Origin of the sequence: Zestomonas insulae, assembly GCF_016901015.1 — a bacterium.
Classification (GTDB): Bacteria; Pseudomonadota; Gammaproteobacteria; order Pseudomonadales; family Pseudomonadaceae; genus Aquipseudomonas; species Aquipseudomonas insulae.
Genome location: NZ_JAFEUP010000006.1, coordinates 392,578 through 417,850 on the forward strand (window position 1 = coordinate 392,578; position 25,273 = coordinate 417,850).

The 25,273-nt window shown below is 63.2% G+C and carries 18 protein-coding genes and 1 tRNA gene; 16 read left to right on the forward strand and 3 right to left on the reverse strand.

All coding sequences use genetic code 11. The features are described from left to right. Positions 1–29 precede the first annotated feature (29 nt). From carB to JQX08_RS20265, 3 genes are read left to right on the forward strand one after another with little or no spacing between them, the layout of a single operon-like run. Positions 30–3,251, forward strand: coding sequence for a carbamoyl-phosphate synthase large subunit (carB, locus tag JQX08_RS20255; protein WP_205350231.1), 3,222 nt, complete (start codon positions 30–32; stop codon positions 3,249–3,251). Beyond that, positions 3,248–3,724, forward strand: coding sequence for a transcription elongation factor GreA (gene greA / locus JQX08_RS20260; protein ID WP_205350232.1), 477 nt, complete (start codon positions 3,248–3,250; stop codon positions 3,722–3,724). The genes carB and greA overlap by 4 nt, the downstream gene beginning before the upstream one ends. Before the next feature lie 10 nt (positions 3,725–3,734). Further along, entirely contained in the window at positions 3,735–4,136 is a 402-nt protein-coding gene (locus tag JQX08_RS20265) for a DUF4149 domain-containing protein (protein ID WP_205350329.1), read from the forward strand. Between the two features lie 22 nt (positions 4,137–4,158). Here JQX08_RS20265 and yhbY read toward each other — a convergent pair whose 3' ends face one another. Further along, a complete protein-coding gene (gene yhbY, locus JQX08_RS20270) occupies positions 4,159–4,473 on the reverse strand; it encodes a ribosome assembly RNA-binding protein YhbY (RefSeq protein ID WP_205350233.1) in 315 nt (104 codons plus the stop codon). 563 nt (positions 4,474–5,036) lie between these two features. Between yhbY and ftsH the strand changes: the two genes are divergently transcribed. The 13 genes from ftsH to pnp all read left to right on the forward strand — a co-directional run bounded on the left by ftsH (position 5,037) and on the right by pnp (position 19,369). Next, positions 5,037–6,956 carry an ATP-dependent zinc metalloprotease FtsH gene (gene ftsH / locus JQX08_RS20275; protein WP_430472553.1) on the forward strand — a complete coding sequence of 640 codons (1,920 nt, stop codon included), beginning with the start codon at positions 5,037–5,039 and terminating at the stop codon, positions 6,954–6,956. A gap of 9 nt (positions 6,957–6,965) precedes the next feature. Further along, positions 6,966–7,817 (forward strand): dihydropteroate synthase, encoded by an 852-nt coding sequence (gene folP, locus JQX08_RS20280; RefSeq protein WP_205350235.1) that lies wholly within the window; start codon positions 6,966–6,968, stop codon positions 7,815–7,817. Between the two features lie 17 nt (positions 7,818–7,834). Further along, entirely contained in the window at positions 7,835–9,172 is a 1,338-nt protein-coding gene (gene glmM, locus JQX08_RS20285; RefSeq protein WP_205350236.1) for a phosphoglucosamine mutase, read from the forward strand. 65 nt (positions 9,173–9,237) lie between these two features. Then, positions 9,238–9,993, forward strand: a complete 756-nt coding sequence (gene tpiA / locus JQX08_RS20290) for a triose-phosphate isomerase (protein ID WP_205350237.1) — start codon at positions 9,238–9,240, stop codon at positions 9,991–9,993. A gap of 3 nt (positions 9,994–9,996) precedes the next feature. Continuing rightward, entirely contained in the window at positions 9,997–10,380 is a 384-nt protein-coding gene (gene secG / locus JQX08_RS20295; RefSeq protein ID WP_205350238.1) for a preprotein translocase subunit SecG, read from the forward strand. 7 nt (positions 10,381–10,387) lie between these two features. Next, positions 10,388–10,473: transfer RNA gene (locus tag JQX08_RS20300), tRNA-Leu, on the forward strand. A gap of 298 nt (positions 10,474–10,771) precedes the next feature. Continuing rightward, complete coding sequence (gene rimP / locus JQX08_RS20305) at positions 10,772–11,230, forward strand: ribosome maturation factor RimP (protein WP_205350239.1); 459 nt, start codon at positions 10,772–10,774, stop codon at positions 11,228–11,230. A 47-nt stretch (positions 11,231–11,277) separates the two neighbouring features. Next, on the forward strand, positions 11,278–12,759 hold the full coding sequence (gene nusA, locus JQX08_RS20310; protein ID WP_205350240.1) for a transcription termination factor NusA: 1,482 nt from the start codon (positions 11,278–11,280) through the stop codon (positions 12,757–12,759). A gap of 24 nt (positions 12,760–12,783) precedes the next feature. Continuing rightward, complete coding sequence (infB, locus tag JQX08_RS20315) at positions 12,784–15,288, forward strand: translation initiation factor IF-2 (protein ID WP_205350241.1); 2,505 nt, start codon at positions 12,784–12,786, stop codon at positions 15,286–15,288. Between the two features lie 107 nt (positions 15,289–15,395). Beyond that, positions 15,396–15,785, forward strand: coding sequence for a 30S ribosome-binding factor RbfA (rbfA, locus tag JQX08_RS20320; protein WP_205350242.1), 390 nt, complete (start codon positions 15,396–15,398; stop codon positions 15,783–15,785). 3 nt (positions 15,786–15,788) lie between these two features. Continuing rightward, positions 15,789–16,706, forward strand: a complete 918-nt coding sequence (truB, locus tag JQX08_RS20325; RefSeq protein ID WP_205350243.1) for a tRNA pseudouridine(55) synthase TruB — start codon at positions 15,789–15,791, stop codon at positions 16,704–16,706. Positions 16,707–16,826: 120 nt separating this feature from the next. Beyond that, positions 16,827–17,096 (forward strand): 30S ribosomal protein S15, encoded by a 270-nt coding sequence (rpsO, locus tag JQX08_RS20330; RefSeq protein ID WP_205350244.1) that lies wholly within the window; start codon positions 16,827–16,829, stop codon positions 17,094–17,096. 164 nt (positions 17,097–17,260) lie between these two features. After that, positions 17,261–19,369 carry a polyribonucleotide nucleotidyltransferase gene (gene pnp / locus JQX08_RS20335; RefSeq protein WP_205350245.1) on the forward strand — a complete coding sequence of 703 codons (2,109 nt, stop codon included), beginning with the start codon at positions 17,261–17,263 and terminating at the stop codon, positions 19,367–19,369. A 206-nt stretch (positions 19,370–19,575) separates the two neighbouring features. Here the strand turns inward: pnp and glyA are convergent, their stop codons facing one another. Continuing rightward, the gene (glyA, locus tag JQX08_RS20340; protein WP_205350246.1) at positions 19,576–20,829 is read right to left on the reverse strand and encodes a serine hydroxymethyltransferase; all 1,254 of its coding nucleotides are present in this window, start codon (positions 20,827–20,829) and stop codon (positions 19,576–19,578) included. 122 nt (positions 20,830–20,951) lie between these two features. Beyond that, positions 20,952–25,112, reverse strand: a complete 4,161-nt coding sequence (locus JQX08_RS20345) for a sensor domain-containing protein (RefSeq protein ID WP_430472554.1) — start codon at positions 25,110–25,112, stop codon at positions 20,952–20,954. Positions 25,113–25,273 lie beyond the last annotated feature (161 nt).

A 25,273-nucleotide genomic window follows, 5' to 3' on the forward strand; every position in this document is an offset into this window, starting at 1 on the left:
GACTGACCTACGGATTCGAGTGAGTAACCATGCCTAAACGTACAGACATCAAAAGCATCCTGATCCTCGGCGCCGGCCCGATCGTTATCGGCCAGGCCTGCGAGTTCGACTACTCCGGCGCGCAAGCCTGCAAGGCGCTGAAGGAGGAAGGCTTCCGCGTCATCCTGGTGAACTCCAACCCGGCCACCATCATGACCGACCCGGCCATGGCCGACGCCACCTACATCGAGCCGATCAAGTGGCAGACCGTCGCCAAGATCATCGAGAAGGAGCGTCCGGACGCGCTGCTGCCGACCATGGGTGGGCAGACTGCGCTGAACTGCGCGCTGGACCTCGAGCACCACGGCGTGCTGGCCAAGTTCGGCGTCGAAATGATTGGTGCCAACGCCGACACCATCGACAAGGCGGAAGACCGTTCGCGCTTCGACAAGGCGATGAAGGACATCGGCCTGGCCTGCCCGGTCTCCGGCATCGCCCACAGCATGGAAGAAGCCTTCGGCGTGCTCGACAAGGTCGGTTTCCCGTGCATCATTCGGCCGTCCTTCACCATGGGCGGCACCGGTGGCGGCATCGCCTACAACCGTGAAGAGTTCGAGGAAATCTGCGCCCGTGGTCTGGACCTGTCGCCGACCAAGGAGCTGCTGATCGACGAGTCGCTGATCGGCTGGAAAGAGTACGAGATGGAGGTGGTCCGCGATAAGAAGGACAACTGCATCATCGTCTGCTCGATCGAGAACTTCGACCCGATGGGCGTGCACACCGGCGACTCGATCACCGTCGCCCCGGCGCAGACCCTCACCGACAAGGAATACCAGATCCTGCGTAACGCCTCGCTGGCCGTGCTGCGCGAGATCGGCGTGGAAACCGGCGGCTCCAACGTGCAGTTCGGCATCTGCCCGAACACCGGACGCATGGTGGTGATCGAGATGAACCCGCGCGTGTCGCGTTCCTCGGCGCTGGCCTCCAAGGCTACCGGCTTTCCGATCGCCAAGATCGCCGCCAAGCTCGCCGTCGGCTACACCCTCGACGAGCTGCAGAACGACATCACCGGCGGGCGCACCCCGGCGTCGTTCGAGCCGGCCATCGACTACGTGGTCACTAAGGTGCCGCGTTTTGCCTTCGAGAAATTCCCCAAGGCCGACGCCCGCCTGACCACCCAGATGAAGTCGGTCGGTGAAGTCATGGCCATCGGCCGCACCTTCCAGGAGTCGATGCAGAAAGCCCTGCGCGGCCTGGAAGTCGGCGCTACCGGTTTCGATCCGAAGCTCGACCTGGCCCACCCGGAAGCCGAGAGCATCCTCAAGCGCGAGCTGACCGTGCCGAGCGCCGAGCGCATCTGGTACGTCGCCGACGCCTTCCGTGCCGGCAAGACCGTCGACGAAGTGTTCGAGCTGACCCGCATCGACGAGTGGTTCCTGGTGCAGATCGAGGACCTGGTCAAGGACGAGGAGCGGGTCAAGACTCTCGGCCTGTCCAGCATCGATCGCGAGGCCATGTACAAGCTCAAGCGCAAGGGCTTCTCCGACGCGCGTCTGGCCAAGCTGCTCGGCGTCACCGAGAAGAACCTGCGCAGCCACCGCCACAAGCTGAAGGTGCTGCCGGTGTACAAGCGCGTGGACACCTGCGCCGCCGAGTTCGCCACCGACACCGCCTACATGTACTCGACCTATGAGGAAGAGTGCGAGGCCAACCCGTCGTCGCGCGACAAGATCATGATCCTCGGCGGCGGTCCGAACCGCATCGGCCAGGGCATCGAGTTCGACTACTGCTGCGTGCACGCCGCGCTGGCAATGCGCGAAGACGGTTACGAGACCATCATGGTCAACTGCAACCCGGAAACCGTGTCGACCGACTACGATACTTCCGATCGCCTGTATTTCGAGCCGGTGACCCTGGAAGACGTGCTGGAAATCGTCCGTGTCGAGCAGCCGAAAGGTGTGATCGTGCAGTACGGCGGGCAGACCCCGCTGAAACTGTGCCGCGCCCTCGAGGAAGCCGGCGTGCCGATCATCGGTACCAGTCCGGACGCCATCGACCGCGCCGAAGACCGTGAGCGCTTCCAGCAAATGGTCCAGCGCCTCAACCTGCGCCAGCCGGCCAACGCCACCGCGCGCAGCGAAGACGAGGCCCTGGCGGCGTCGAAGACCATCGGCTATCCGCTGGTGGTGCGTCCGTCTTACGTGCTCGGCGGTCGCGCCATGGAGATCGTCTACCAGGAAGACGAGCTGAAGCGCTACATGCGTGAAGCGGTGCAGGTGTCCAACGACAGCCCGGTGCTGCTCGACCACTTCCTCAACTGCGCCATCGAAGTCGACATCGACGCGGTGTGCGACGGCGAGACCGTGGTGATCGGCGCGATCATGCAGCACATCGAGCAGGCTGGCGTGCACTCCGGCGACTCGGCGTGCTCGCTGCCGCCGTACTCGCTGCCCAAGCACATCCAGGACGAGATCCGCGAGCAGGTCAAGAAGATGGCTCTGGAGCTTGGTGTGGTCGGTCTGATGAACGTGCAGATGGCCGTGCAGGGCGAGGATATCTTCGTCATCGAGGTCAACCCGCGCGCTTCGCGGACCGTGCCGTTCGTCTCCAAGTGCGTCGGCGAATCGCTGGCCAAGGTCGCGGCCCGCGTGATGGCCGGCAAGTCGCTGGCCGAAGCCGGCTACCCGCAGGAAATCATCCCGCCGTACTTCAGCGTCAAGGAAGCGGTGTTCCCGTTCGCCAAGTTCCCTGGCGTCGACCCGATCCTCGGCCCAGAGATGAAGTCCACCGGTGAAGTGATGGGTGTCGGCGACAGCTTCGGCGAAGCCTTCGCCAAGGCACAGTTCGGTGCCAGCGAGATCCTGCCGACCTCCGGTTGCGCGTTCCTCAGCGTGCGCGAAGACGACAAGCCGATGGTTGCCCAGGTTGCCCGCGACCTGGTCGAGCTGGGCTTCGAGGTGGTCGCCACCGCCGGTACCGCGCGCATCATCGAGGCTGCCGGCCTGCCGGTGCGTCGGGTGAACAAGGTGACCGAAGGTCGTCCGCATGTCGTCGACATGATCAAGAATGACGAAGTCACGCTGATCATTAACACCACGGAAGGGCGTCAATCGATCGCTGACTCCTATTCCATTCGTCGCAACGCCCTGCAGCACAAGATCTGCTGTACCACCACGCTGGCCGGTGGGCAGGCGATCTGTGAAGCGCTCAAGTTCGGTCCCGAGAAGACCGTGCGCCGCTTGCAGGATCTCCATGCAGGAATCAAGGCATGACTAAATACCCAATGACCGTCCAGGGCGCGCGCGCCCTGGAAGAAGAGTTGGCGCATCTGACCAAGGTTGTCCGTCCGAAGCTCAGCCAGGACATCGGTACCGCGCGTGAGCTCGGTGACCTCAAGGAAAACGCCGAATACCATGCTGCTCGCGAACAGCAGGGCATGGTCGAGGCGCGCATTCGCGATATCGAAGGTCGCCTGCAGAACGCGGTGATCATCGATGTCACGACCATCGCCCACACCGGCAAGGTGATTTTCGGCACCACGGTGGAGATCGCCAACGTCGAAACCGACGAAAGCGTGACTTACCAGATCGTTGGAGAAGACGAAGCCGACATCAAGCAGGGCAAGCTGTCGGTCAGCTCGCCAATCGCCCGCGCCCTGGTGGGCAAGGACGAAGGCGACGTGGTGGCGGTGAAGACCCCGAGTGGCCTGGTCGAGTACGAGATTGTCGAAGTCCGCCATCTCTAAGCAAACGCCGCTGCGAGCCGGCGCCATCAGTTGGCGTCTGGCTCAGACCTTCTGGGTCGGCGGTCTGTGGCTGCTGCATTTCGTCATGCTGCCCGCGTTGGGCAAGATCGGTTTGGCGCCGCTGCTGATCGAGGAGATCGGTGACGTGCTGCGCCCCTTGCTGGTTGGCTTCGCGGCGTTCTGCGCGCTGTTGCAGTTGCTGGTGCTCTGGCAGGCCGAGCGGCAGGCGCGGTGGTGGCGGGACATGCGCGGACAGCTGCTGTTGACCGTGCTGGTAATGGCGGCGCTCTACTTCATCGTGCGGGCGATCGCGCCTGAATCGTTGCGCTGGCTGCTCTTCAATTACCTGGTGCTGGCGCTGTGTGGCGTGCTGCTGGCGCTGCAGCCGGTGCCGGGTAGCGACCCGCGCTAGCGCGCCGCCACCCCGCTTGGTCTCACAGGCCGCTGAAGCGGCTGATGTTCGACAGGTTGCGGTTCGGCTTGGGGTTCTTGCGGTAGAGCAGGGCCATCTTGCCGATGGTCTGCACCAGCTCGGCTCGGCTGACGCTGCACAGCTCGGCGATGGCGCCTTGGCGATCCTCGCGTTCCGGCAGGCGCAGCTGAACCTTGATCAGCTCGTGATCGTTGAGAGCTCGCTCCAGCTCGGCCAGCACGCCTTCGGTCAATCCGTTTTCAGCCACGATCAATACCGGTTTCAGGTGGTGGCCGATAGATTTGTATTGTTTCTTCTGCTCTTGCGTGAGCGGCATAATCCGACCCCTGCGTCTGGTCTGGTAAAAAATCGATCGCTATTTTAACCGAGTGGCCCGGCTGCCGCCCAATTAATGACAAAGCCCATCCCGCGCTCGGTTCACGCTGGCTGGCGAGGCGCCTCGCTGGCCGGTGGGATGCCGGTCACCAGTCGAGTGATCGGTGACAACGGCTCCCTGATCGCGTCCGATAGTCTCGAAATCGCCTGTGTTTTCGATCTGGGCATATTGCAGTGTGACCTTGCCGATGACGCGACTTTTGCGCGGCCTCTCGACTTGGTCGGCGAGCGGTCGGTCGGCCTTGTGATTTCCAATACGGCCCCCATATGGGTGACATGCACATAACCGTTTCCGCGAGCCATGCCTGCTGGTTCGTGGCTGCCGTGGCGGTCTAGAGTGAAACGGAGTGGGGCGCCTGGCGGTCCAAGCCGAGGGGCTATGCCTCATAAAGGGTTACAGACGGCGTCTGCCTGGGGCGGGCGTTGTGTAGTAAGTTAGGCGGGTGATCCACCAGCCATCATGCGAGGCGCGTTCCAGGACGGCTTGCTTCAGAGGGTAGCTAATTGAACGACATGGCAAAGAACCTCATCCTGTGGTTGATCATCGCCGCCGTACTGGTGACGGTGATGAACAACTTCTCCAGCCCCAGTGAGCCGCAGACGCTGAACTACTCGCAGTTCATCGAGCAGGTCAAGGACGGTGCTGTCCAGCGTGTGACCATTGAAGGCTTCACCATCAGTGGCGTCGGCACCGACGGCAAGACCTTCACTACCGTGCGACCGATGATCGAAGATCCGGGCCTGATCGGTGACCTGATCAACAACAACGTGGTGGTCGAAGGCAAGAAGCCCGAGCAGCAGAGTATCTGGACGCAATTGCTGGTCGCCAGCTTCCCGATCCTGGTGATCATCGCCGTGTTCATGTTCTTCATGCGCCAGATGCAGGGTGGTGCCGGTGGCAAGGGCGGGCCGATGAGCTTCGGCAAGTCCAAGGCTCGGCTGCTTTCCGAAGACCAGGTGAAGACCACCCTGGCTGACGTCGCTGGTTGCGATGAGGCCAAGGAAGAGGTCGGTGAGCTGGTCGAGTTCCTGCGTGACCCGGGCAAGTTCCAGCGTCTCGGTGGGCGCATCCCGCGCGGTGTGCTGATGGTGGGTCCGCCGGGTACCGGTAAGACCTTGCTCGCCAAGGCGATCGCCGGCGAAGCCAAAGTGCCGTTCTTCACCATTTCCGGCTCGGATTTCGTGGAAATGTTCGTCGGCGTGGGGGCTTCCCGGGTCCGCGACATGTTCGATCAGGCCAAGAAGCACGCGCCGTGCATCATCTTCATCGACGAGATCGACGCCGTCGGTCGCCATCGTGGCGCCGGTATGGGCGGCGGTCACGACGAGCGTGAGCAGACCCTCAACCAGTTGCTGGTGGAGATGGACGGTTTCGAGATGAATGACGGCATCATCGTCATTGCTGCAACCAACCGTCCTGATGTGCTCGACCCGGCGCTGCTGCGCCCCGGTCGTTTCGACCGCCAGGTGGTGGTCGGCCTGCCGGATATTCGTGGTCGGGAACAGATTCTCAAGGTGCACATGCGCAAGGTGCCGATCAGCGACGACGTCAAGCCGGCGGTCATCGCCCGTGGCACGCCGGGTTTCTCCGGCGCCGATCTGGCCAACCTGGTCAACGAGGCGTCGCTGTTCGCTGCGCGCGCCGGCAAGCGCATCGTGGAAATGAAGGAGTTCGAGCTGGCCAAGGACAAGATCATGATGGGCGCCGAGCGCAAATCCATGGTCATGTCCGAGAAGGAGAAGCTCAATACTGCGTTCCACGAGGCGGGGCACGCCATCGTCGGTCGCCTGGTGCCGGAGCATGACCCGGTTTACAAGGTGTCGATCATTCCGCGTGGTCGGGCCCTGGGTGTGACCATGTTCCTGCCCGAGGAAGATCGCTACAGCCTGTCCAAACGCGCGCTGATCAGTCAGATCTGCTCGCTGTTCGGCGGGCGTATCGCCGAGGAGATGACTCTGGGCTTCGATGGCGTCACCACCGGTGCGTCCAATGACATCATGCGCGCCACTCAGATCGCGCGGAACATGGTGACCAAGTGGGGCTTGTCGGAGAAACTCGGGCCGCTGATGTATGCGGAGGAGGAGGGCGAAGTGTTCCTCGGTCGCAGCATGGGTAGTCAGCACTCGAACGTCTCAGGCGAAACCGCCAAGCAGATCGACCTGGAAGTCCGTAGCATCATCGATCAGTGCTATGGCACCGCCAAGCGTCTGCTCGAAGAGAACCGCGACAAGCTGACTGCCATGGCCGATGCGCTGATGAAGTACGAGACTATCGATGCCGAGCAGATCGACGACATCATGAGCGGGCGTCAGCCGCGCGAGCCGCGCGACTGGCAAGGTGGCGACGATGCCGGCACACCGGTCAATGTAGATGTGCCTGAACTCCCTGAAAAGCCCATCGGTGGCCCGGCCGCCGAGCACTAAGGGCGACTCATGTCTGTTCTGCAGTACCCCAACCGGCTGTCGTGTGGCAGCCGGTTTCTCGATTTAAGCCATCCTCATGTGATGGGGATTCTCAATGTGACCCCGGACTCCTTCTCCGATGGCGGGCGCTTCAATCGCCGCGATGCGGCGTTGCGGCATGCTGAAGCCATGGTGCGTGCCGGCGCAACGCTGATCGATGTCGGTGGTGAGTCCACGCGTCCTGGGGCGCGTGCGGTCGCGCCGCTGGAGGAGCTCGAGCGCGTGGCGCCAGTGGTCGAAGCCATTGCTGCCGAGCTGGACGTAGTCATCTCGGTGGATACCTCGACGCCGGCGGTCATCCGCGAGGCGGCTCGCCTAGGTGCGGGATTGATCAACGATGTGCGCTCGCTGCAGCGCGAGGGTGCGCTGGATGCGGCGGCGGACACCGGTCTGCCTGTCTGCCTGATGCATATGCGTGGCGAGCCGACCACCATGCAGGTCGACCCCCAGTACGCTGATTTGCTTGGTGAGGTGCACGACTTTCTCGCTCGGCGCATCGAGGCCTGTCGCACGGCCGGAATTGGGCGAGAGCGGCTCGTGCTTGATCCGGGCTTCGGCTTTGCCAAGACCTTGGCGCATAATCTCAGTCTGTTTAAACGCCTCGATGTCTTGCGGGATTTGGGCTGTCCGCTGCTGGTCGGCGTGTCGCGCAAGAGCATGGTGGGTCAGGCGCTGGGGCGTGAGGTCAATGAGCGTCTTTATGGCAGTTTGGCCCTTGCTGCGCTGGCCGTAGCAACGGGCGCCAATATCTTGCGGGTGCATGACGTGGCCGAAACGGTCGACGTCGTGCGCATGATCGCCGCTGTGCAGTCGGCCGAATAAGAAAGGAAAGCATCCAGATGAGCAGAAAATACTTCGGTACCGACGGCATTCGCGGGCGGGTCGGCGAGTATCCGATCACGCCCGAGTTTGTGCTCAAGTTGGGTTGGGCCGCGGGTATGGCGTTCCGCCGTCAAGGCGCTTGCCGCGTGCTGATTGGTAAGGACACGCGGATTTCCGGCTACATGTTCGAGTCGGCGCTGGAGGCCGGGCTTTCCGCGGCCGGCGCCGATGTCATGCTGTTGGGGCCGATGCCGACGCCGGCGATTGCCTATCTGACGCGTACTTTCCAGGCGCAGGCGGGCATCGTCATCAGCGCTTCGCATAACCCGCATGACGACAACGGGATCAAGTTCTTCTCCGGCAAGGGTACCAAGCTGCCGGACGAAGTTGAGCTGATGATCGAGGAGCTGCTCGATGCGCCGATGACGGTAGTCGAGTCGGCGCAGCTCGGTAAAGTGTCGCGTATCAACGATGCCGCCGGGCGTTACATCGAATTCTGCAAAAGCAGCGTGCCGACCAATACCAGTTTCGCCGGACTCAAGCTGGTGATCGATTGCGCGCATGGTGCGGCTTACAAAGTCGCGCCGAGTGTTTTCCGTGAGCTGGGTGCGCAGGTTACCGTGCTGGCGGCGCAGCCGAACGGTCTGAACATCAACGATCAATGCGGCTCGACGCATATCGCCGCGTTGCAGGCGGAAGTGGTGGCGCAGCGGGCTGATCTCGGTATCGCCTTTGACGGGGATGCGGATCGCGTGCTGATGGTCGATCACACTGGTGCCGTGGTGGATGGCGATGAGCTGATCTATATCATTGCCAGCGACCTGCAGGCGCGCGGCACTCTGGTGGGCGGCGTGGTCGGGACTCTGATGAGTAATCTTGGTCTGGAGTTGGCTCTGGGCAAATTGGGCATTCCGTTTGTGCGCGCCAATGTTGGGGATCGCTACGTTATCGCTGAACTGCTCGAGCGCGGTTGGCAGCTAGGTGCCGAGAACTCGGGGCATCTGGTGTGCTTCCAGCACACCACCACTGGCGATGCGATTATCGCTGCGTTGCAAGTGCTGTTGGCGCTCAAGCATCGTGGCAAGACGCTCGCCGAAGTCCGGCAAGACGTGCGCAAGTGCCCGCAGGTGCTGGTCAATGTGCGCTTTGGTGGTGAGGTGGATCCGGTCTCCCATCCCGCGGTGAAGGATGCCTGCGCGCGCGTCACCGAGAGCATGCAAGGCCGTGGTCGTGTGCTCCTACGCAAATCCGGAACCGAGCCGCTGGTGCGAGTTATGGTCGAAGGTGATGACGAAGTCCAGGTGCGCGGCTATGCCGATGAATTGGCTAAAGTTGTTGCGGAAGTTTGCGCCTGATTCGACTTGCTACTGTGAATTCTCTTGGGTAACATCTGCGCCCACTTTGATCGACGAGGTAAAGCATGCGCCGCCCCTTGGTTGCAGGTAACTGGAAAATGCACGGTACCCGCGCCAGTGTCGCAGAGCTGATCAAGGGCCTTCGTCATCTGGCGTTGCCCGGTGGTGTCGAAGTCGCAGTTTTTCCACCGTGCTTGTATGTCACTCAGGTCATGGTCGGGCTCGAAGGCAAGTCGATTGCCGTAGGTGCACAGAATTGTGCTGTTGAGCCGGTCCAGGGCGCGCTGACGGGCGAGATTGCCCCGAGTCAGCTGGCTGATGCGGGTTGCGGCATGGTGTTGGTTGGTCACTCGGAGCGTCGGTTGATTCTGGGTGAGAGTGATGAGATGGTCAGTCGCAAGTTCGCTGCGGCGCAATCGTGTGGTCTGCTGCCGGTGCTCTGTGTCGGTGAGACGCGAGAGCAGCGTGAGGCGGGTAAGACGCTTGAGGTGGTTGCTCGGCAGCTCGGTAGTGTGATCGAAGAGCTGGGTGTTGGTGCCTTCGCGCAGGCTGTGATCGCCTACGAGCCGGTTTGGGCTATCGGGACGGGCTTGACGGCGTCTTCGGATCAAGCTCAAGAGGTGCATGCGGCAATCCGGGCGCAGTTGACAGCTGAGAATGCTGATGTGGCGCGCGGAGTAAGAATTCTATACGGCGGCAGCGTGAAGGCGGCCAATGCGGCTGAGCTATTCCGCATGCCGGATATCGATGGGGGGCTAGTTGGTGGCGCTTCCCTCAATGCGGATGAGTTCGGTGCGATCTGTCGCGCCGCGGGAAATTAAGAAATGCTGGAAACAGTCGTAGTTGTATTGCATCTGTTGGCGGCGCTGTGCGTCGTGTTGCTGGTTTTGCTGCAGCAGGGCAAGGGTGCGGACGCGGGTGCCTCGTTCGGCGCAGGTGCTTCCGCTACTGTTTTCGGTAGCCAAGGTTCTGCTACCTTTTTGAGTCGAGTTACTGCTATACTTGCAGCCGCTTTTTTCATTACTAGCTTGGGCTTAGGCTACTTTGCTAAGGAAAAGGCTGAAGCTCTGGCTCAGGTAGGTTTGCCGGATCCCGCGGTGCTGCAAGTGCCGCAGGAAAAGCCGGCAGCTGGTGATTTGCCGGTGTTGGATGAGAAGCCTGCGACTGGTGGTGCGGGTGATGTTCCGGCTGGTTCGGAGCGGAAGTAAGAGTTTTGCCGAGGTGGTGGAATTGGTAGACACGCTACCTTGAGGTGGTAGTGGCCTTAGGCTGTAGGGGTTCGAGTCCCCTCCTCGGTACCAATTACAAGAAGACCCGCTGTTGCGGGTCTTCTCGTTTGTGCGGCTTCGATTGACCCTCGGGTGAGCTGGACGTATACTTCGCCCCCAGCTTTGGCAAGGGGTGGAGCAGTCTGGTAGCAATTCGGGTGCATGCCCCGGAGGTCGTTGGTTTATCCAGTCCTCGCAACCAGGTGTCGCAAAGCCCCTTTTCAGGGGCTTTTTGTTAGCTGGACAGTCTGCGGTCGCCCGAAGCGAGGCGATCTGAAGGGATGGGCGTTTCGCCCATTTTTTATTTGTGTAATACCCAGGTGAGGCTCAGGTGGCGAGCAAGCTAGAAGATTTGCAGGGCTTGTTGGCCCCGGTGGTCGAGGCGCTTGGCTATGAATGCTGGGGCATCGAGTTCCTTTCCCAAGGGCGGCATTCGTTGCTGCGCGTCTATATCGATCATGCCAACGGCATCTTGGTTGAGGACTGCGAAAAAGTCAGTCGTCAATTGAGTGGTGTTCTCGATGTCGAGGACCCAATCTCCAGTGAATACACCCTCGAGGTTTCTTCGCCCGGTATGGACCGGCCGTTGTTCACCGTCGAGCAGTTCGCCAAACATGCCGGCGAACAGGTGAAGATCAAGCTGCGTACGCCGTTCGACGGTCGGCGCAACTTCCAAGGCGTTCTTCGTGGAGTCGAGGAGCAGGACATCGTGGTGCTGGTGGATGACCATGAATACCTGTTGCCGGTCGACTCGATCGAAAAAGCCAACATTGTCCCCAGGTTTGACTGAGACGCGGATCCCGCGGATCCAATGGATTGCGAAAGGCGAGGCGTACGATGAGCAAAGAAGTACTGCTAGTTGTTGAGTCGGTGTCCAACGAAAAGGGCGTGCCGGCTGGCGTAATTTTCGAAGCGCTGGAGTTGGCGCTAGCGACGGCGACCAAGAAGCGTTTTGAAGACGAGGTCGAACTGCGGGTGGAGATCAATCGCCACACCGGCAATTACGACACCTTCCGTCAGTGGGTCGTCGCCGAGGAAGACGACATTGAAAGCCCGGCCGCTGAGCTGACGGTCGAGCAAGCCCAGGAATTGAAGCCGGGCGCGAAAGTCGGCGACGTGGTCGAAGAGAAGATCGAGTCGATCGAGTTCGGCCGGATTGCCGCGCAGACCGCCAAGCAGGTCATCGTGCAGAAAGTGCGCGAAGCCGAGCGGGCGCAAGTGGTCGAGGCCTATCGCGAGCGACTGGGCGACATCATTTCCGGCACCGTGAAAAAGGTGACCCGCGACAACGTGATCGTCGACCTGGGCAACAACGCCGAGGCGCTGCTGGCGCGCGAAGACATCATTCCGCGCGAGACCTTCCGGGTCGGTGCGCGCCTGCGTGCACTGCTCAAGGAAATCCGCACCGAGAACCGCGGTCCGCAGCTGATCCTGTCGCGCACCGCGCCGGAAATGCTGATCGAACTGTTCCGTATCGAAGTGCCGGAGATCGCCGAAGAGCTCATCGAAGTGATGGCCGCCTCGCGCGATCCGGGCTCGCGGGCGAAGATCGCCGTGCGCTCCAAAGACAAGCGCATCGACCCGCAGGGTGCCTGCATCGGCATGCGTGGTTCCCGTGTGCAGGCCGTCTCCGGCGAGCTGGGCGGTGAGCGTGTCGATATCGTGCTGTGGGACGACAACCCGGCGCAGTTCGTCATCAACGCCATGTCGCCGGCCGAAGTCGCGGCGATCATCGTCGACGAAGATGCGCACGCGATGGACATCGCCGTCGGTGAAGACAACCTGGCGCAGGCCATTGGTCGCGGCGGGCAGAACGTGCGTCTGGCCAGTCAGCTGACCGGCTGGACCCTGAACGTCATGACCGAGGCCGATATTCAGGCCAAGCAGCAAGCCGAAACCGGCGACATCATGCAGTCGTTCGTCGACGAGCTCGGTGTTGACGAGGAGCTGGCGCAAGTGCTGGTCGAGGAAGGTTTCACCAGCCTGGAAGAAATCGCCTACGTCCCGATGGAAGAGATGCTCAGCATCGAAGGTTTCGACGAAGACATCGTCAACGAACTGCGTGTGCGGGCAAAAGATCGCCTGCTCACCAAAGCAATTGCCACCGAGGAAAAACTGGCTGACGCCCAACCGGCCGAAGACCTGCTGTCCCTCGAGGGCATGGATAAATCGCTTGCGCATGAACTGGCTGTGCGTGGCGTGCTGAACCGCGAAGACCTAGCCGAGCAGTCGATCGATGATCTTCTGGATATCGATGGCATCGACGCAGAGCGAGCCGGCAAGTTGATCATGGCCGCCCGAGCCCATTGGTTCGAGTAAGTGGCGGTCTGAGGAGAGAAGTGCATGACGCAAGTCACGGTGAAAGAACTGGCCCAAGTGGTCGATACACCGGTAGAACGCCTGCTGCTGCAGATGCGCGAGGCGGGTTTGCCGCACACCGGCGCCGAGCAAGTTGTGACCGATACCGAGAAACAGGCCCTGTTGGCCCACCTCAAACGCAGTCACGGCGATAAGGTCGAAGAGCCGCGCAAGATTACCTTGCAGCGCAAGACCACCAGCACCCTGCGGGTTGCCGGTAGCAAGACCATCAGTGTCGAAGTGCGCAAGAAGAAAACCTTCGTCAAGCGCAGCGCTGAAGAGATCGAAGCGGAGAAGGCGCGCGAGCTGGAAGAGCAGCGTGCCGCCGAAGAGGCTGCGCGCCTCAAGGCCGAAGACGAAGCCAAGCGCCGTGCCGACGAGGAGTCTCGGCAGAAGGTTGCCGAGCCTGTCGCGCAGGAGCATGCCGCCGAAGCGGTGGTTGCGGATCTGGCGCCAGTGGCTGCTATCGAGCCCGTGGTGGCACCGTCCGACGCCGATGCTCGCAAGAAAGACGAAGTGCGTCGTCCTGAGCGCGCTCGCGTTGCCGATGACAGCGATCGCCGTGGCGAGCGCAAGAACACCGCGCACCGCCCGACCGTCAAGGAAAAGGCTCCGGCACCGCGTGCCGCGCCGCGCAGCGTCGACGAAGAGTCGGACAGCTTCCGCCGTGGCGGTCGTGGCAAGGGCAAGCTGAAGAAGCGTAATCAGCATGGCTTCCAGAGCCCGAGCGGCCCGGTGGTGCGCGAAGTTGCCCTGGGCGAGACCATCACCGTCAGCGAGCTGGCTCAGCAGATGTCGGTGAAGGCGGCTGAAGTCATCAAGTTCATGTTCAAGCTCGGCACGCCGGTGACCATCAACCAGGTGCTCGACCAGGAAACCGCGCAGCTGATCGCCGAAGAGCATGGCCACAAGGTCAAGCTGGTCAGCGACAACATGCTCGAAGAGCAGCTGGCCGAATCGCTGAAGTTCGAAGGTGAGGCGTTCTCCCGTGCACCGGTGGTGACCGTGATGGGTCACGTCGACCACGGCAAGACCTCGCTGCTCGACTACATCCGTCGCGCCAAGGTCGCCGCGGGCGAGGCGGGCGGTATCACCCAGCACATCGGTGCCTACCACGTGGAAACCGAGCGTGGCATGGTCACCTTCCTCGATACCCCGGGTCACGCCGCGTTCACCCAGATGCGTGCCCGCGGTGCCCAGGCGACCGACATCGTCATCCTCGTTGTTGCTGCCGACGACGGTGTGATGCCGCAGACCCAGGAAGCTGTACAGCACGCGAAAGCGGCTGGCGTGCCGATCGTGGTTGCGGTGAACAAGATGGACAAGCCGGAAGCCAACCCGGACAACATCAAGAACGGCCTGGCCGCGCTGGATGTGATTCCGGAAGAGTGGGGCGGCGATGCACCTTTCGTTCCGGTGTCGGCGAAAGTCGGTACCGGCGTCGACGAGCTGCTCGAAGCCGTGCTGCTGCAGGCTGAAGTGCTCGAGCTCAAGGCCACACCGTCTGCCCCGGGTCGTGGTGTGGTGGTCGAGTCGCGCCTGGACAAGGGCCGTGGCCCGGTGGCCACCGTGCTGGTCCAGGACGGTACTCTGCGTCAGGGCGACATGGTCCTGGTCGGTGTCAACTACGGTCGCGTGCGGGCCATGCTCGACGAGAACGGCAAGCCGATCAAGGAAGCCGGTCCGTCGATTCCGGTCGAGATCCTCGGCCTGGATGGTACCCCGGATGCTGGCGACGACATGACCGTGGTTGCCGACGAGAAGAAGGCCCGCGAAGTCGCGCTGTTCCGTCAAGGCAAGTTCCGCGAGGTCAAACTGGCTCGCGCGCATGCCGGCAAGCTGGAAAACATCTTCGAGAACATGGGGCAGGAAGAGAAGAAGACGCTCAACATCGTCCTCAAATCCGACGTCCGTGGTTCGTTGGAAGCGCTGCAGGGCTCGCTCAGCGGGCTGGGCAACGATGAAGTTCAGGTGCGTGTGGTCGGTGGCGGCGTCGGTGGTATCACCGAGTCCGATGCCAACCTGGCCCTGGCCTCCAACGCGGTGCTGTTCGGCTTCAACGTGCGTGCCGATGCCGGCGCGCGCAAGATCGTCGAAGCCGAAGGTCTGGATATGCGTTACTACAACGTGATCTACGACATCATCGAAGACGTGAAGAAAGCCCTGACCGGCATGCTCGGCAGCGACGTTCGCGAGAACATCCTCGGCGTTGCCGAAGTGCGCGATGTGTTCCGCTCGCCGAAGTTCGGCGCGATCGCCGGTTGTATGGTGATCGAGGGTACCGTGCACCGTAACCGCCCGATCCGTGTACTGCGCGACGACGTGGTGATCTTCGAAGGCGAACTGGAGTCCCTGCGCCGCTTCAAGGACGACATGTCCGAGGTGCGTGCCGGCATGGAGTGCGGTATTGGCGTGAAGAGCTACAACGACGTCAAAGTCGGCGACAAGATCGAAGTGTTCGAGAAAGTCCAGGTGGCTCGCAGCCTCTAAGCCGCGCGCCGCAAACGCAACGCCCGGTCCGGCTCTGCCCGGCCGGGCGTTTGCCGCTTTTAAGCCGTGCAGGTCTGCCTGGGCGGCGGGTGATAGGTAAGTGAACGATGGGCAAAGATTATAGCCGTACCCAGCGCATTGGCGATCAGATGCAGCGCGAGCTGTCGGACCTGATTCGCCGGGAAATCAAGGATCCCCGGCTGGGGATGGTGACCATCACCGCGGTCGAGGTCAGTCGCGATCTCGGCCACGCCAAGGTGTTCACCACGGTGATGAGCGTCGACGGCGACGAGGCCGTGACGCAGAGCATCAAGGTGCTCAACGATGCGGCAGGTTTCCTGCGTATGCAGCTGGCGCGAGCGATGAAGCTACGCAGCGTGCCGCAACTGCATTTCCACTACGACGAAAGCGTGCTGCGCGGCACCCATCTGTCGGCGTTGATCGAGCGCGCGGTGGCTGAGGACAATCAGCACCGTGCGGGCGACGACGAGGAGTAGATCGTGGCTCAGGTTAAACGTGTTCGCCGCGACGTCAGCGGTATCTTGATCCTCGACAAGCCGCGCGGCCTGACTTCCAACGCCGCGCTGCAGAAGGTCCGCTGGTTGCTCAATGCCGAGAAGGCCGGGCATACCGGCAGTCTCGACCCGCTGGCCACCGGCGTGTTGCCGCTGTGTTTCGGTGAGGCGACCAAGTTCTCCCAGTACCTGCTCGATGCCGACAAGGGCTACGAGACGCTGATGCAACTGGGCGTGACCACCACCACCGCCGACGCCGAAGGCGAAGTGCTCGAGCGCCGCGAGGTGACCGTTGGTCGCGCGGAGATCGAAGCGGTGCTGCCGCGCTTCCGTGGCCCGATCAGCCAGATTCCGCCGATGTACTCGGCGCTCAAGCGCGATGGCCAGCCGCTGTACAAGCTGGCGCGGGCCGGCGAAGTGGTGGAGCGCGAGGCGCGTTCTGTTACTATTGCGCGCCTGGAATTGCTGGCGGTCGAGCAGTCGCAGGCGCGATTGGCGGTGGACTGCAGTAAAGGCACCTATATTCGTACCCTGGTCGAAGACATCGGCCAACTGCTGGGCTGCGGTGCCCACGTGGCGGAACTGCGGCGTACCCAGGCCGGACCGTTCAGCCTGGCGCAGAGCGTCAGCCTGGAAGAGCTGGAGCAGGCGCACGCCGAAGGTGGCAACGAGGCCCTGGATCGCTTCCTGCTGCCGTCCGACAGTGGCCTGGAGCATTGGCCGCTGCTGCAGTTCTCCGAGCACAGCGCCTTCTACTGGCTGCATGGTCAGCCGGTACGCGCGCCGGAAGCGCCGAAGTTCGGCATGGTGCGGGTGCAAGATCACAACGGTCGCTTCATCGGCATCGGTGAAGTGAGCGAAGACGGGCGCATTGCGCCGCGTCGACTGATTCGGTCCGCGTGACCGAAACCACGTCCGGCGGTGTCCGTGCGTGGCAACGAGGGTGGCTGTCAACAGGCGCGGTCATACCTCATTTACTCATACAGGGAGTGATCCCTGGCCTGTTCACTCAAGGAGCCCATCATGGCACTGAGCGTCGAAGAAAAAGCCCAGATCGTTAACGATTACAAGCAAGCTGAAGGTGACACTGGCTCGCCGGAAGTGCAGGTTGCACTGCTGTCCGCCAACATCAACAAGCTGCAGGACCACTTCAAGGCCAACGGCAAAGACCACCACTCGCGTCGTGGCTTGATCCGTATGGTTAACCAGCGCCGCAAGCTGCTGGACTACCTGAAGGGTAAGGACGCCTCTCGTTACAGCGCCCTGATCGGTCGCCTGGGCCTGCGTCGCTAAGACGCAAGCGAGCTGGAAGCTGGACTCCGGAGGCTGGGAACAGGACATCGCGCTTGTTCCCAGCTTCGGGTTTCCAGCTTCAAGCTTTTTAGGGACTGCCTCGGGTCCGACTCCCGACACTTCCGCCAATTTCCCCAAAGGCAACAAAGAGAAGGAAAATCACCGTGAACCCGGTTATCAAGAAATTCCAATTCGGTCAGTCGACCGTCACCCTCGAGACTGGCCGTATCGCCCGTCAGGCCAGCGGCGCCGTGCTGGTTACCGTCGACAACGACGTCAGCGTGCTGGTAACCGTGGTCGGTGCCAAGCAAGCCGATCCGGGCAAGGGCTTCTTCCCGCTGTCCGTGCACTATCAGGAAAAAGCCTACGCAGCCGGCAAGATCCCCGGTGGCTTCTTCAAGCGTGAAGCGCGTCCCTCCGAGAAGGAGACCCTCACCTCGCGTCTGATCGACCGTCCGATCCGCCCGCTGTTCCCGGAAGGCTTCCTCAACGAAGTGCAGGTCATCTGCACCGTGATCTCCACCAGCAAGAAAACCGATCCGGACATCGCTGCGATGATCGGTACTTCGGCGGCCCTGGCGATCTCCGGTATCCCGTTCGATGGCCCGATCGGTGCCGCGCGCGTGGCCTTCCACCCGGAAACCGGCTACCTGCTGAACCCGACCTACGAGCAGCTCAAAGCTTCCAGCCTGGACATGGTCGTGGCCGGTACCAAGGACGCTGTGCTGATGGTTGAATCGGAAGCCAAAGAGCTGACCGAAGACCAGATGCTGGGTGGCGTGCTGTTCGCCCACGACGAATTCCAGGCGGTGATCAAGGCCGTTGAAGAGCTGGCTGCCGAAGCCGGCAAGCCGCGTTGGAACTGGACCGCTCCGGTCGAGAACAGCGCACTGCTGAACGCCATCAAGGCGGAGTTCGGTGATGCCATCTCCCAGGCCTACACCATCACCGTCAAGCAGGACCGCTACAACCGCCTCGGCGAGCTGCGCGACCAGGTCGTCGCCACCTTCGCTGGTGAAGAAGACGGCAAGTCCCCGGCCGGTGAGGTCAAGGACGCTTTCGGCCTGATCGAATACCGCACCGTGCGCGAGAACATCGTCAACGGCAAGCCGCGTATCGACGGTCGCGACACTCGCACCGTACGTGGTCTGAACATCGAAGTCGGCGTGCTCGACAAGACCCACGGTTCGGCGCTGTTCACCCGTGGCGAAACCCAGGCGCTGGTCGTGGCCACCCTCGGTACCGCGCGTGACGCTCAGCTGCTCGACACCCTCGAAGGCGAGCGCAAAGACCCCTTCATGCTGCACTACAACTTCCCGCCGTACTCGGTCGGTGAGTGTGGTCGCATGGGCGCCACCGGTCGCCGCGAAATCGGTCACGGCCGCCTGGCCCGTCGTGGCGTCGCCGCCATGCTGCCGGCTGCCGACGAGTTCCCGTACACCATCCGTATCGTCTCGGAAATCACCGAGTCCAACGGTTCCTCCTCGATGGCTTCGGTGTGCGGCGCGTCCCTCGCACTGATGGATGCCGGCGTGCCGATGAAGGCGCCGGTGGCCGGTATCGCTATGGGTCTGGTCAAGGAAGGCGACAAGTTCGCGGTCCTCACCGACATCCTCGGTGACGAAGACCACCTCGGCGACATGGACTTCAAAGTGGCCGGTACCGCCAATGGCGTCACCGCGCTGCAGATGGACATCAAGATCCAGGGCATCACCGAAGAGATCATGGAGATCGCTCTGAATCAGGCGCTGGAAGCGCGTCTGAACATCCTCGGCCAGATGAACCAGGTGATCGCCCAGTCGCGCAGCGAGCTGTCGGAGAACGCCCCGACCATGCTGGCGATGAAGATCGACCAGGACAAGATCCGCGACGTCATCGGCAAGGGTGGCGCGACCATCCGTGGTATCTGCGAAGAGACTAAGGCGTCGATCGACATCGAAGACGATGGCTCGATTAAGATCTTCGGCGAGACCAAGGAAGCGGCCGAAGCGGCCAAGCAACGCGTCCTGGCGATCACCGCGGAAGCGGAAATCGGCAAGATCTACGTGGGTCGCGTCGAGCGCATCGTCGACTTCGGTGCCTTCGTCAACATCCTGCCGGGCAAAGACGGTCTGGTGCACATCTCGATGCTGAGCGATCAGCGCGTCGAGAAAGTCACCGACGTGCTGCAGGAAGGTCAGGAAGTGAAGGTCCTGGTGCTGGACGTGGACAACCGCGGCCGCATCAAGCTGTCGATCAAGGACGTCGCGGCGGCTGAAGCCTCCGGCGTCTGAGTCGTCTAGCTGAATGAAAAGGGCCCTTCGGGGCCCTTTTTTATGGCCGACGCTTTTGTAGCGGCGAATTCATCCACGACAGGCGGCGGTGACCGCCGAACGCGAATGAGGTCGCGCCTACGGTAGATGGCGCACAGCGGGCGATTTTGGCTACGCGCACAAAAAAGCCCGGCGCTAGGCCGGGCTTCTTCGTTGCAGGGCTGGGCTTAGTTGCCGTACACGGCGAACTTGGCGCATACCGCCTTGACCTTGGCGCGCACGCTGTCGACCACGGACTCGTCGCCCATGTTCTCGAGGATGTCGCAGATCCAGCCGGCCAGCTCACGGCACTCGGCTTCCTTGAAGCCGCGGGTGGTTACGGCCGGGGTGCCGATGCGCAGACCGGAGGTGACGAACGGCGAACGTGGGTCGTTCGGCACGCTGTTCTTGTTCACGGTGATGAACGCGCGGCCGAGGGCGGCGTCGGCATCCTTTCCGGTGATGTCCTGCTTGATCAGCGAGAGCAGGAACAGGTGGTTCTGCGTGCCACCGGAGACCACGTCGAAGCCGCGCTCGATGAACACCTGGGCCATGGTCTGGGCGTTCTTCACGACCTGCTGCTGGTAGGTCTTGAATTCCGGCTGCAGGGCTTCCTTGAAGCACACTGCCTTGGCGGCGATGACGTGCTCCAGCGGGCCGCCCTGGGCACCCGGGAAGACCGCGGAGTTGAGCTTCTTCTCGATCTCCTCGTTCTTGCGCGCGAGGATCAGGCCGCCGCGCGGGCCGCGCAGGGTCTTGTGAGTGGTGGTGGTGACCACGTCGGCGAACGGTACCGGGTTCGGGTACACGCCAGCGGCAACCAGACCGGCCACGTGGGCCATGTCGACGAACAGGTAGGCACCGACCTTGTCGGCGATGGCGCGGAAGCGGGCGAAGTCCAGCACCTGCGAGTAGGCGGAGAAGCCAGCAACGATCATCTTCGGCTTGTGCTCAACGGCCAGGCGCTCGACTTCGTCGTAGTCGATCAGGCCGGCATCGGTGATGCCGTACTGCACGGCGTGGTACAGCTTGCCGGACGAGGACACGCTGGCGCCGTGGGTCAGGTGACCACCGTGGGCCAGGCTCATGCCGAGGATGGTGTCACCGGCGCTGAGCAGGGCCAGGTAGACCGCGGCGTTGGCCTGCGAGCCGGCGTGCGGCTGGACGTTGGCGTAGTCGGCACCGAACAGTTGCTTGGCGCGGTCGATGGCCAGTTGCTCGACCACGTCGACGTACTCGCAACCACCGTAGTAGCGCTTGCCCGGGTAGCCTTCGGCGTACTTGTTGGTGAGGACCGAACCCTGGGCTTCCATGACCGCCGGGCTGGTGTAGTTTTCCGAGGCGATCAGCTCGATGTGTTCTTCCTGGCGTTGGGCTTCTTGCTCCATCGCGGCAAAGAGTTCGGCATCGTAGCGGGCGAGGGTCAAATCACGGCTGAACATGGCGGTCCTCATAAGGATCGGTACTGGGGGAAGGCGCGCATTCTAACGCATCCCTTCCTGGCTGGGGTATGAAAGGCAATCACGTCACGGACGAGCGGAATTCACCTGGCCGCCAGCGCCGCTCAGTCGAAGATGAACAGCGCGGCGCCGCCGAACTGCGCAGCGAACTGGTGAGCCGGCATCGGCTTGCCGAACAGGAAGCCCTGCACGTCGTCGCAATGGTGCTCGCGCAGGAAGTCCAGCTGGGCGACGCTCTCCACACCCTCGGCGATCACCGCGAGGTTCAGGCTATGCGCCATGGCGATGATGGCGCGGGCGATCTGCGCGTCCTGCTCGCCGGACGGCAGGCCGTCGACGAAGCTGCGGTCGATCTTCAGCACGTCGATGGGGAATTGCTTGAGGTAGTTGAGCGACGAGTAGCCGGTGCCGAAGTCGTCGACCGCGATGGACACGCCAAGGCGCTTGAAGTCGGCGAGGGTCTGCAGCGCCGCGTCGACGTCGCGCATCAGGATACTTTCGGTGATCTCCAGCTCCAGGCACGCCGGCGCCACGCCGCTGCCGCCGAGGATTTCGGCGATGCGCTCGGCGAGCAGACCTTCGGCGAACTGTCGTGCCGACAGGTTGACGGCGATCTTCGGCACCCGCACACCGCTGTTCTGCCAGTGGCGGAACTGCCGGCAGGCCTCGCCCAGCACCCAGTCGCCGACCTGCACCACCAGGCCGAGCTCTTCCAGCACCGGGATGAACTCGCTCGGCGGCACCAGGCCGCGGCGCGGGTGGCGCCAGCGCAGCAGCGCCTCGACGCCGGTCAGGCGCTGGCCGTTGCCGCTGAACTGCGGCTGGTAGTGAAGGACGAACTCGTTCTGCTCGAGGGCGTGGCGCAGGTCGCTTTCCAGCTCCAGGCGCTCCAGCGCCGAGGCGTTCATCTCGGCCTGATAGAACTGGAAGTTGTTCTTGCCGCGTTCCTTGGCGTGGTACATCGCGGTGTCGGCATTCTTCATCAGCTGACTCAACTCGCGGCCGTCCTGCGGGCTGAGGGCGATGCCGATGCTGGCGGTGACGAAGAATTCACGGCCTTCGAGGATGAACGGTCGGGCCAGGCTGGCGAGAATCTGCTCGGCGACGTGGATCGCCCGGTTCAGCGCGCCTTCGCGGGTGGTGCGCGGCTGCAGCAGGAGGGTGAACTCGTCGCCGCCCATGCGCGCCACGGTATCGTCCTCGGCGACGCAGGCAGCCAGGCGGATCGCGACGTCCTTGAGCATGCGGTCGCCGGCGGCATGACCGAGCGAGTCGTTGATCGGCTTGAAACGGTCGAGGTCGAGGAACATCAGCACTACCCACTCCTGATGCCGGTCGGCATGCTGCAGGGCGGTGTGCAGGCGGTCCTGGAACAGCGTGCGATTCGGCAGGTGGGTGAGCGCGTCGTAGTAGGCCAGGCGGTGGATGCGCTGCTCGCTGGCCTTGCGCTCGCTGATGTCGCTGAAGAAGCACACGTAGCTGACCAGGTCGCCTTCTTCGTCCTGCACCGCGGTGATGCCGACCCAGGCTGGGAAGGCTTCACCGTCGCGGCGCTTGAGCCACAGCTCGCCTTCCCAGCTGCCGCGCAGGTTGAGCTGGGTCATCACGTACTGCAGTTGCTGCGCCTGCTGGCGGTCGGCGGTGAGCATGCCGGGCAACTGGTCGAGGACGTCGCTCGGTGCGTAGCCGCTGACCCGGGTGAAGGCGTCGTTGACCTGGACGATGTAGCCGGCCGGGTCGGTGACCATGATTGCGGAGGTGGAGTGCTCGAATACCGTCGCGGCCATGCGCAGCTCTTTCTCGGCGCGGCGCTGCTGGCTGATGTCGCGTGCCACGCCGAGCAGGCCTTCGAAGCCGCCGTTGTCGTTCCAGATCGGGCTCAGGCGCAGTTCCATGGGCAGCTTGCGGCCGTCGGCGTGCAGGCTGTCGAAGATGAACAGCTGGGTGGTCAGGCGGCGGCGCAGCTCGGCCAGGCGGCGCGGATGGCCGAGGGCATCGCGCACCTCGTCGATCAGCGCGAACACCCCTTCGACCTGGCGCGGGTTGGCGAGCAGCGGCGTCAGGCCGTTCTGCAGCAGCCAGTCGCCGCTGTAGCCGAGGGTCCCGAAGGTCGACGGGCTGACATAGTTGAGCTGCAGGCAGCTGTCGGTGGAGAAGATCACGTCGCTGATGCTTTCTGCCAGCAGCCGGTAGCGCTGCTTGCTGGCCAGCAACGACTGGCTGCCCTCGATCTGCTCGGTGATGTCCTTGGCCACGCCGATCAGGCGGCTAACCCGGCCGTGCGAGTCGCGGCTCAGCGCCTGTTCGCGGATGTCGAACCAGTGCCAGCTGCCGTCGCGGTGGCGCCAGCGCAGCTGGCAGGTGAGCAGCTGAGCGCTGGCGACCACCTGCTGCAGGTTGCGCATGCGCTGGTACAGCTCCTGGTCGTCGGGATGCAGGATCTTTTCCCACATGCGCTCGCCGAGGGCGCGCAGTTCGTCCTTGCTGTAGCCGAGGTCCGGGCCCAGGCGGTTGTTGTGGAACAGTACCCGGCGGCTCTGCAGGTCGTGCACGTAGAGGGTGTCGGGCAGGCTGCGGACCACCTGCGACCAGAAGCGCTCGCGCTCGATCAGCGACAGCTCGACGCGCTTGCGGCTGGTGATGTCGTTGATGCTCAGGGTCACCGCGCGATAGTCGGCGGTGTGCTCGGGCAGGTAGATCTGCAGCCACAGGTGCCGCTCATGGCCCTGCGGCGTGATGATCCGGGTTTCCAGCTCGGTCTGCCGCTGGCCTTCGATCAGTGCGGCCATCAGGCGGAAGCGGAAGCCGCTCGGGCGCACGCCACCCTGGCCGATCAGGTGGTCCCAGATCGCCCGCGGCGAGTCCACGCCGAGCAGGCGCAGGGCCATCTGGTTGGCTTCGGTGAAATGCAGGTGGCGCAGCACCTCGACATGCCGCGCTGGGTGGTCGTCCAGCCACTGCTGAAGACGCGGGCTGTCGTGCAGGCCGAGCTGCTGCAGGTAGGCGTGCAGGGCGCTGAGGTCGAGCAGGCAGAGGCCGATGCCACTGCCTTCGAAGATGTTCTGGTAGCGCCGCCGGGCTTCCTCCAGCACCTGCAGCGAGCGCTGCTTGTCGGTCACGTCGCGCAGCACCCAGGCGTGCCCGCCCTGTTCCAGTGGGCTGCGCTTGACCGCAAACAGGCGCGGCTCGCCGTGCGGCGCCAGGTTCAGCTGCACCGGTTCGCCGTCGCTGTCTTCGGCGGCCACCGCGACCGTCGGCAGCAGGGTGGCGAGCTGGCGCGCGAGGGCCAGCTTGGCGCTCAGGCCGAGCAGCTGTTCGGCCTGTGGATTGAGGTAGCGCAGCACGCCCTCGGCATCGCTGACCAGCAGGCATTCGTCGATGGCGCACAGCGCCTCGTCGGCCTGGCGCAGCTCGCGCAGCGAGCGGGCGTTCTCCTCGCGCAGGCCGAGCTGCTGGCGCTGCAGGCGGCCGAGGATGTACAGGGCGAAGGCGATGCACAGGCCGAACAGCAGGATCCGCCCGGCCAGCATCGGTACCAGGGCGAGGGTGGCCTGGCGGCTGTCGAACAGCACATGCAGGCGCCAGTCGCTGCCTTCGAGGGGGATGTCGAGCAGTTGCGTGGCGTGTTCGCGCGCGGTCATCAGTGCCGCGCGGCTCGCTGCGGGGCCGTCGCCGCCCTGGCGCACCGCCACCTGGCCGCTCTGGGCGTCGCTCAGCAGCCAGCGATGGCGGCCTTCGTCGAAGCCGTGCAGGCCCTGCTGCAGCGCATCGGCGCCGAGCTGAACTCGCCAGTACTGCTGGTCGTCGAGGCGCAGGAGCAGTTCGGCCTGGCCGTCGGGCCGCGAGCTGAAGCGGTAGTTGCGCGTGGTCTGGCTGGTGCGCAGCGCGTCGATCTGCGCGCGCAGCCGCGGGCTGCCGGGATCGTTCGGGTCCAGCAGGCTTACCGCGCGCAGCGTCGGCAGCACGCTGCGCAGGGTCTGGGTCGGGTCGTCGCTGGGGTCGCGATGGCTGAGCAGCGCCAGGCAGGCCTGCGCCTTGAGCTCCATGGTCAGGGTGAAATGTTCGGCGAGGCGGCGGCCGAACTCGCTTTCGCGCTGGCGCTGATGGTCCAGCTGCTGTCCGACTTCCTGCTGTAGCTGCCAGCCGAGCAGGGTCAGCAGCAGTAGCGCCAGGGCCAGCGGCAGGCCCTTCACCGCGCCAAACAGCCGCGCCAGGGCACGGGCCGGCGACGCAGGGGAGAGCTGGGCAGATGGCGGTGTGGACACGACTGGATTTCCTGCGAGGACGACATGATCAGGACAGTGGCGGCTCGGCCTGCGTTCCCGGTCGACAGCTTGTCGGCCTGATCCCGCGAGTGCTTGAGCGATGGAGCGCGATTTCGCGAAATTTCCCGACGAATGCAGCCGGTTAGCATGCCTATAAATAT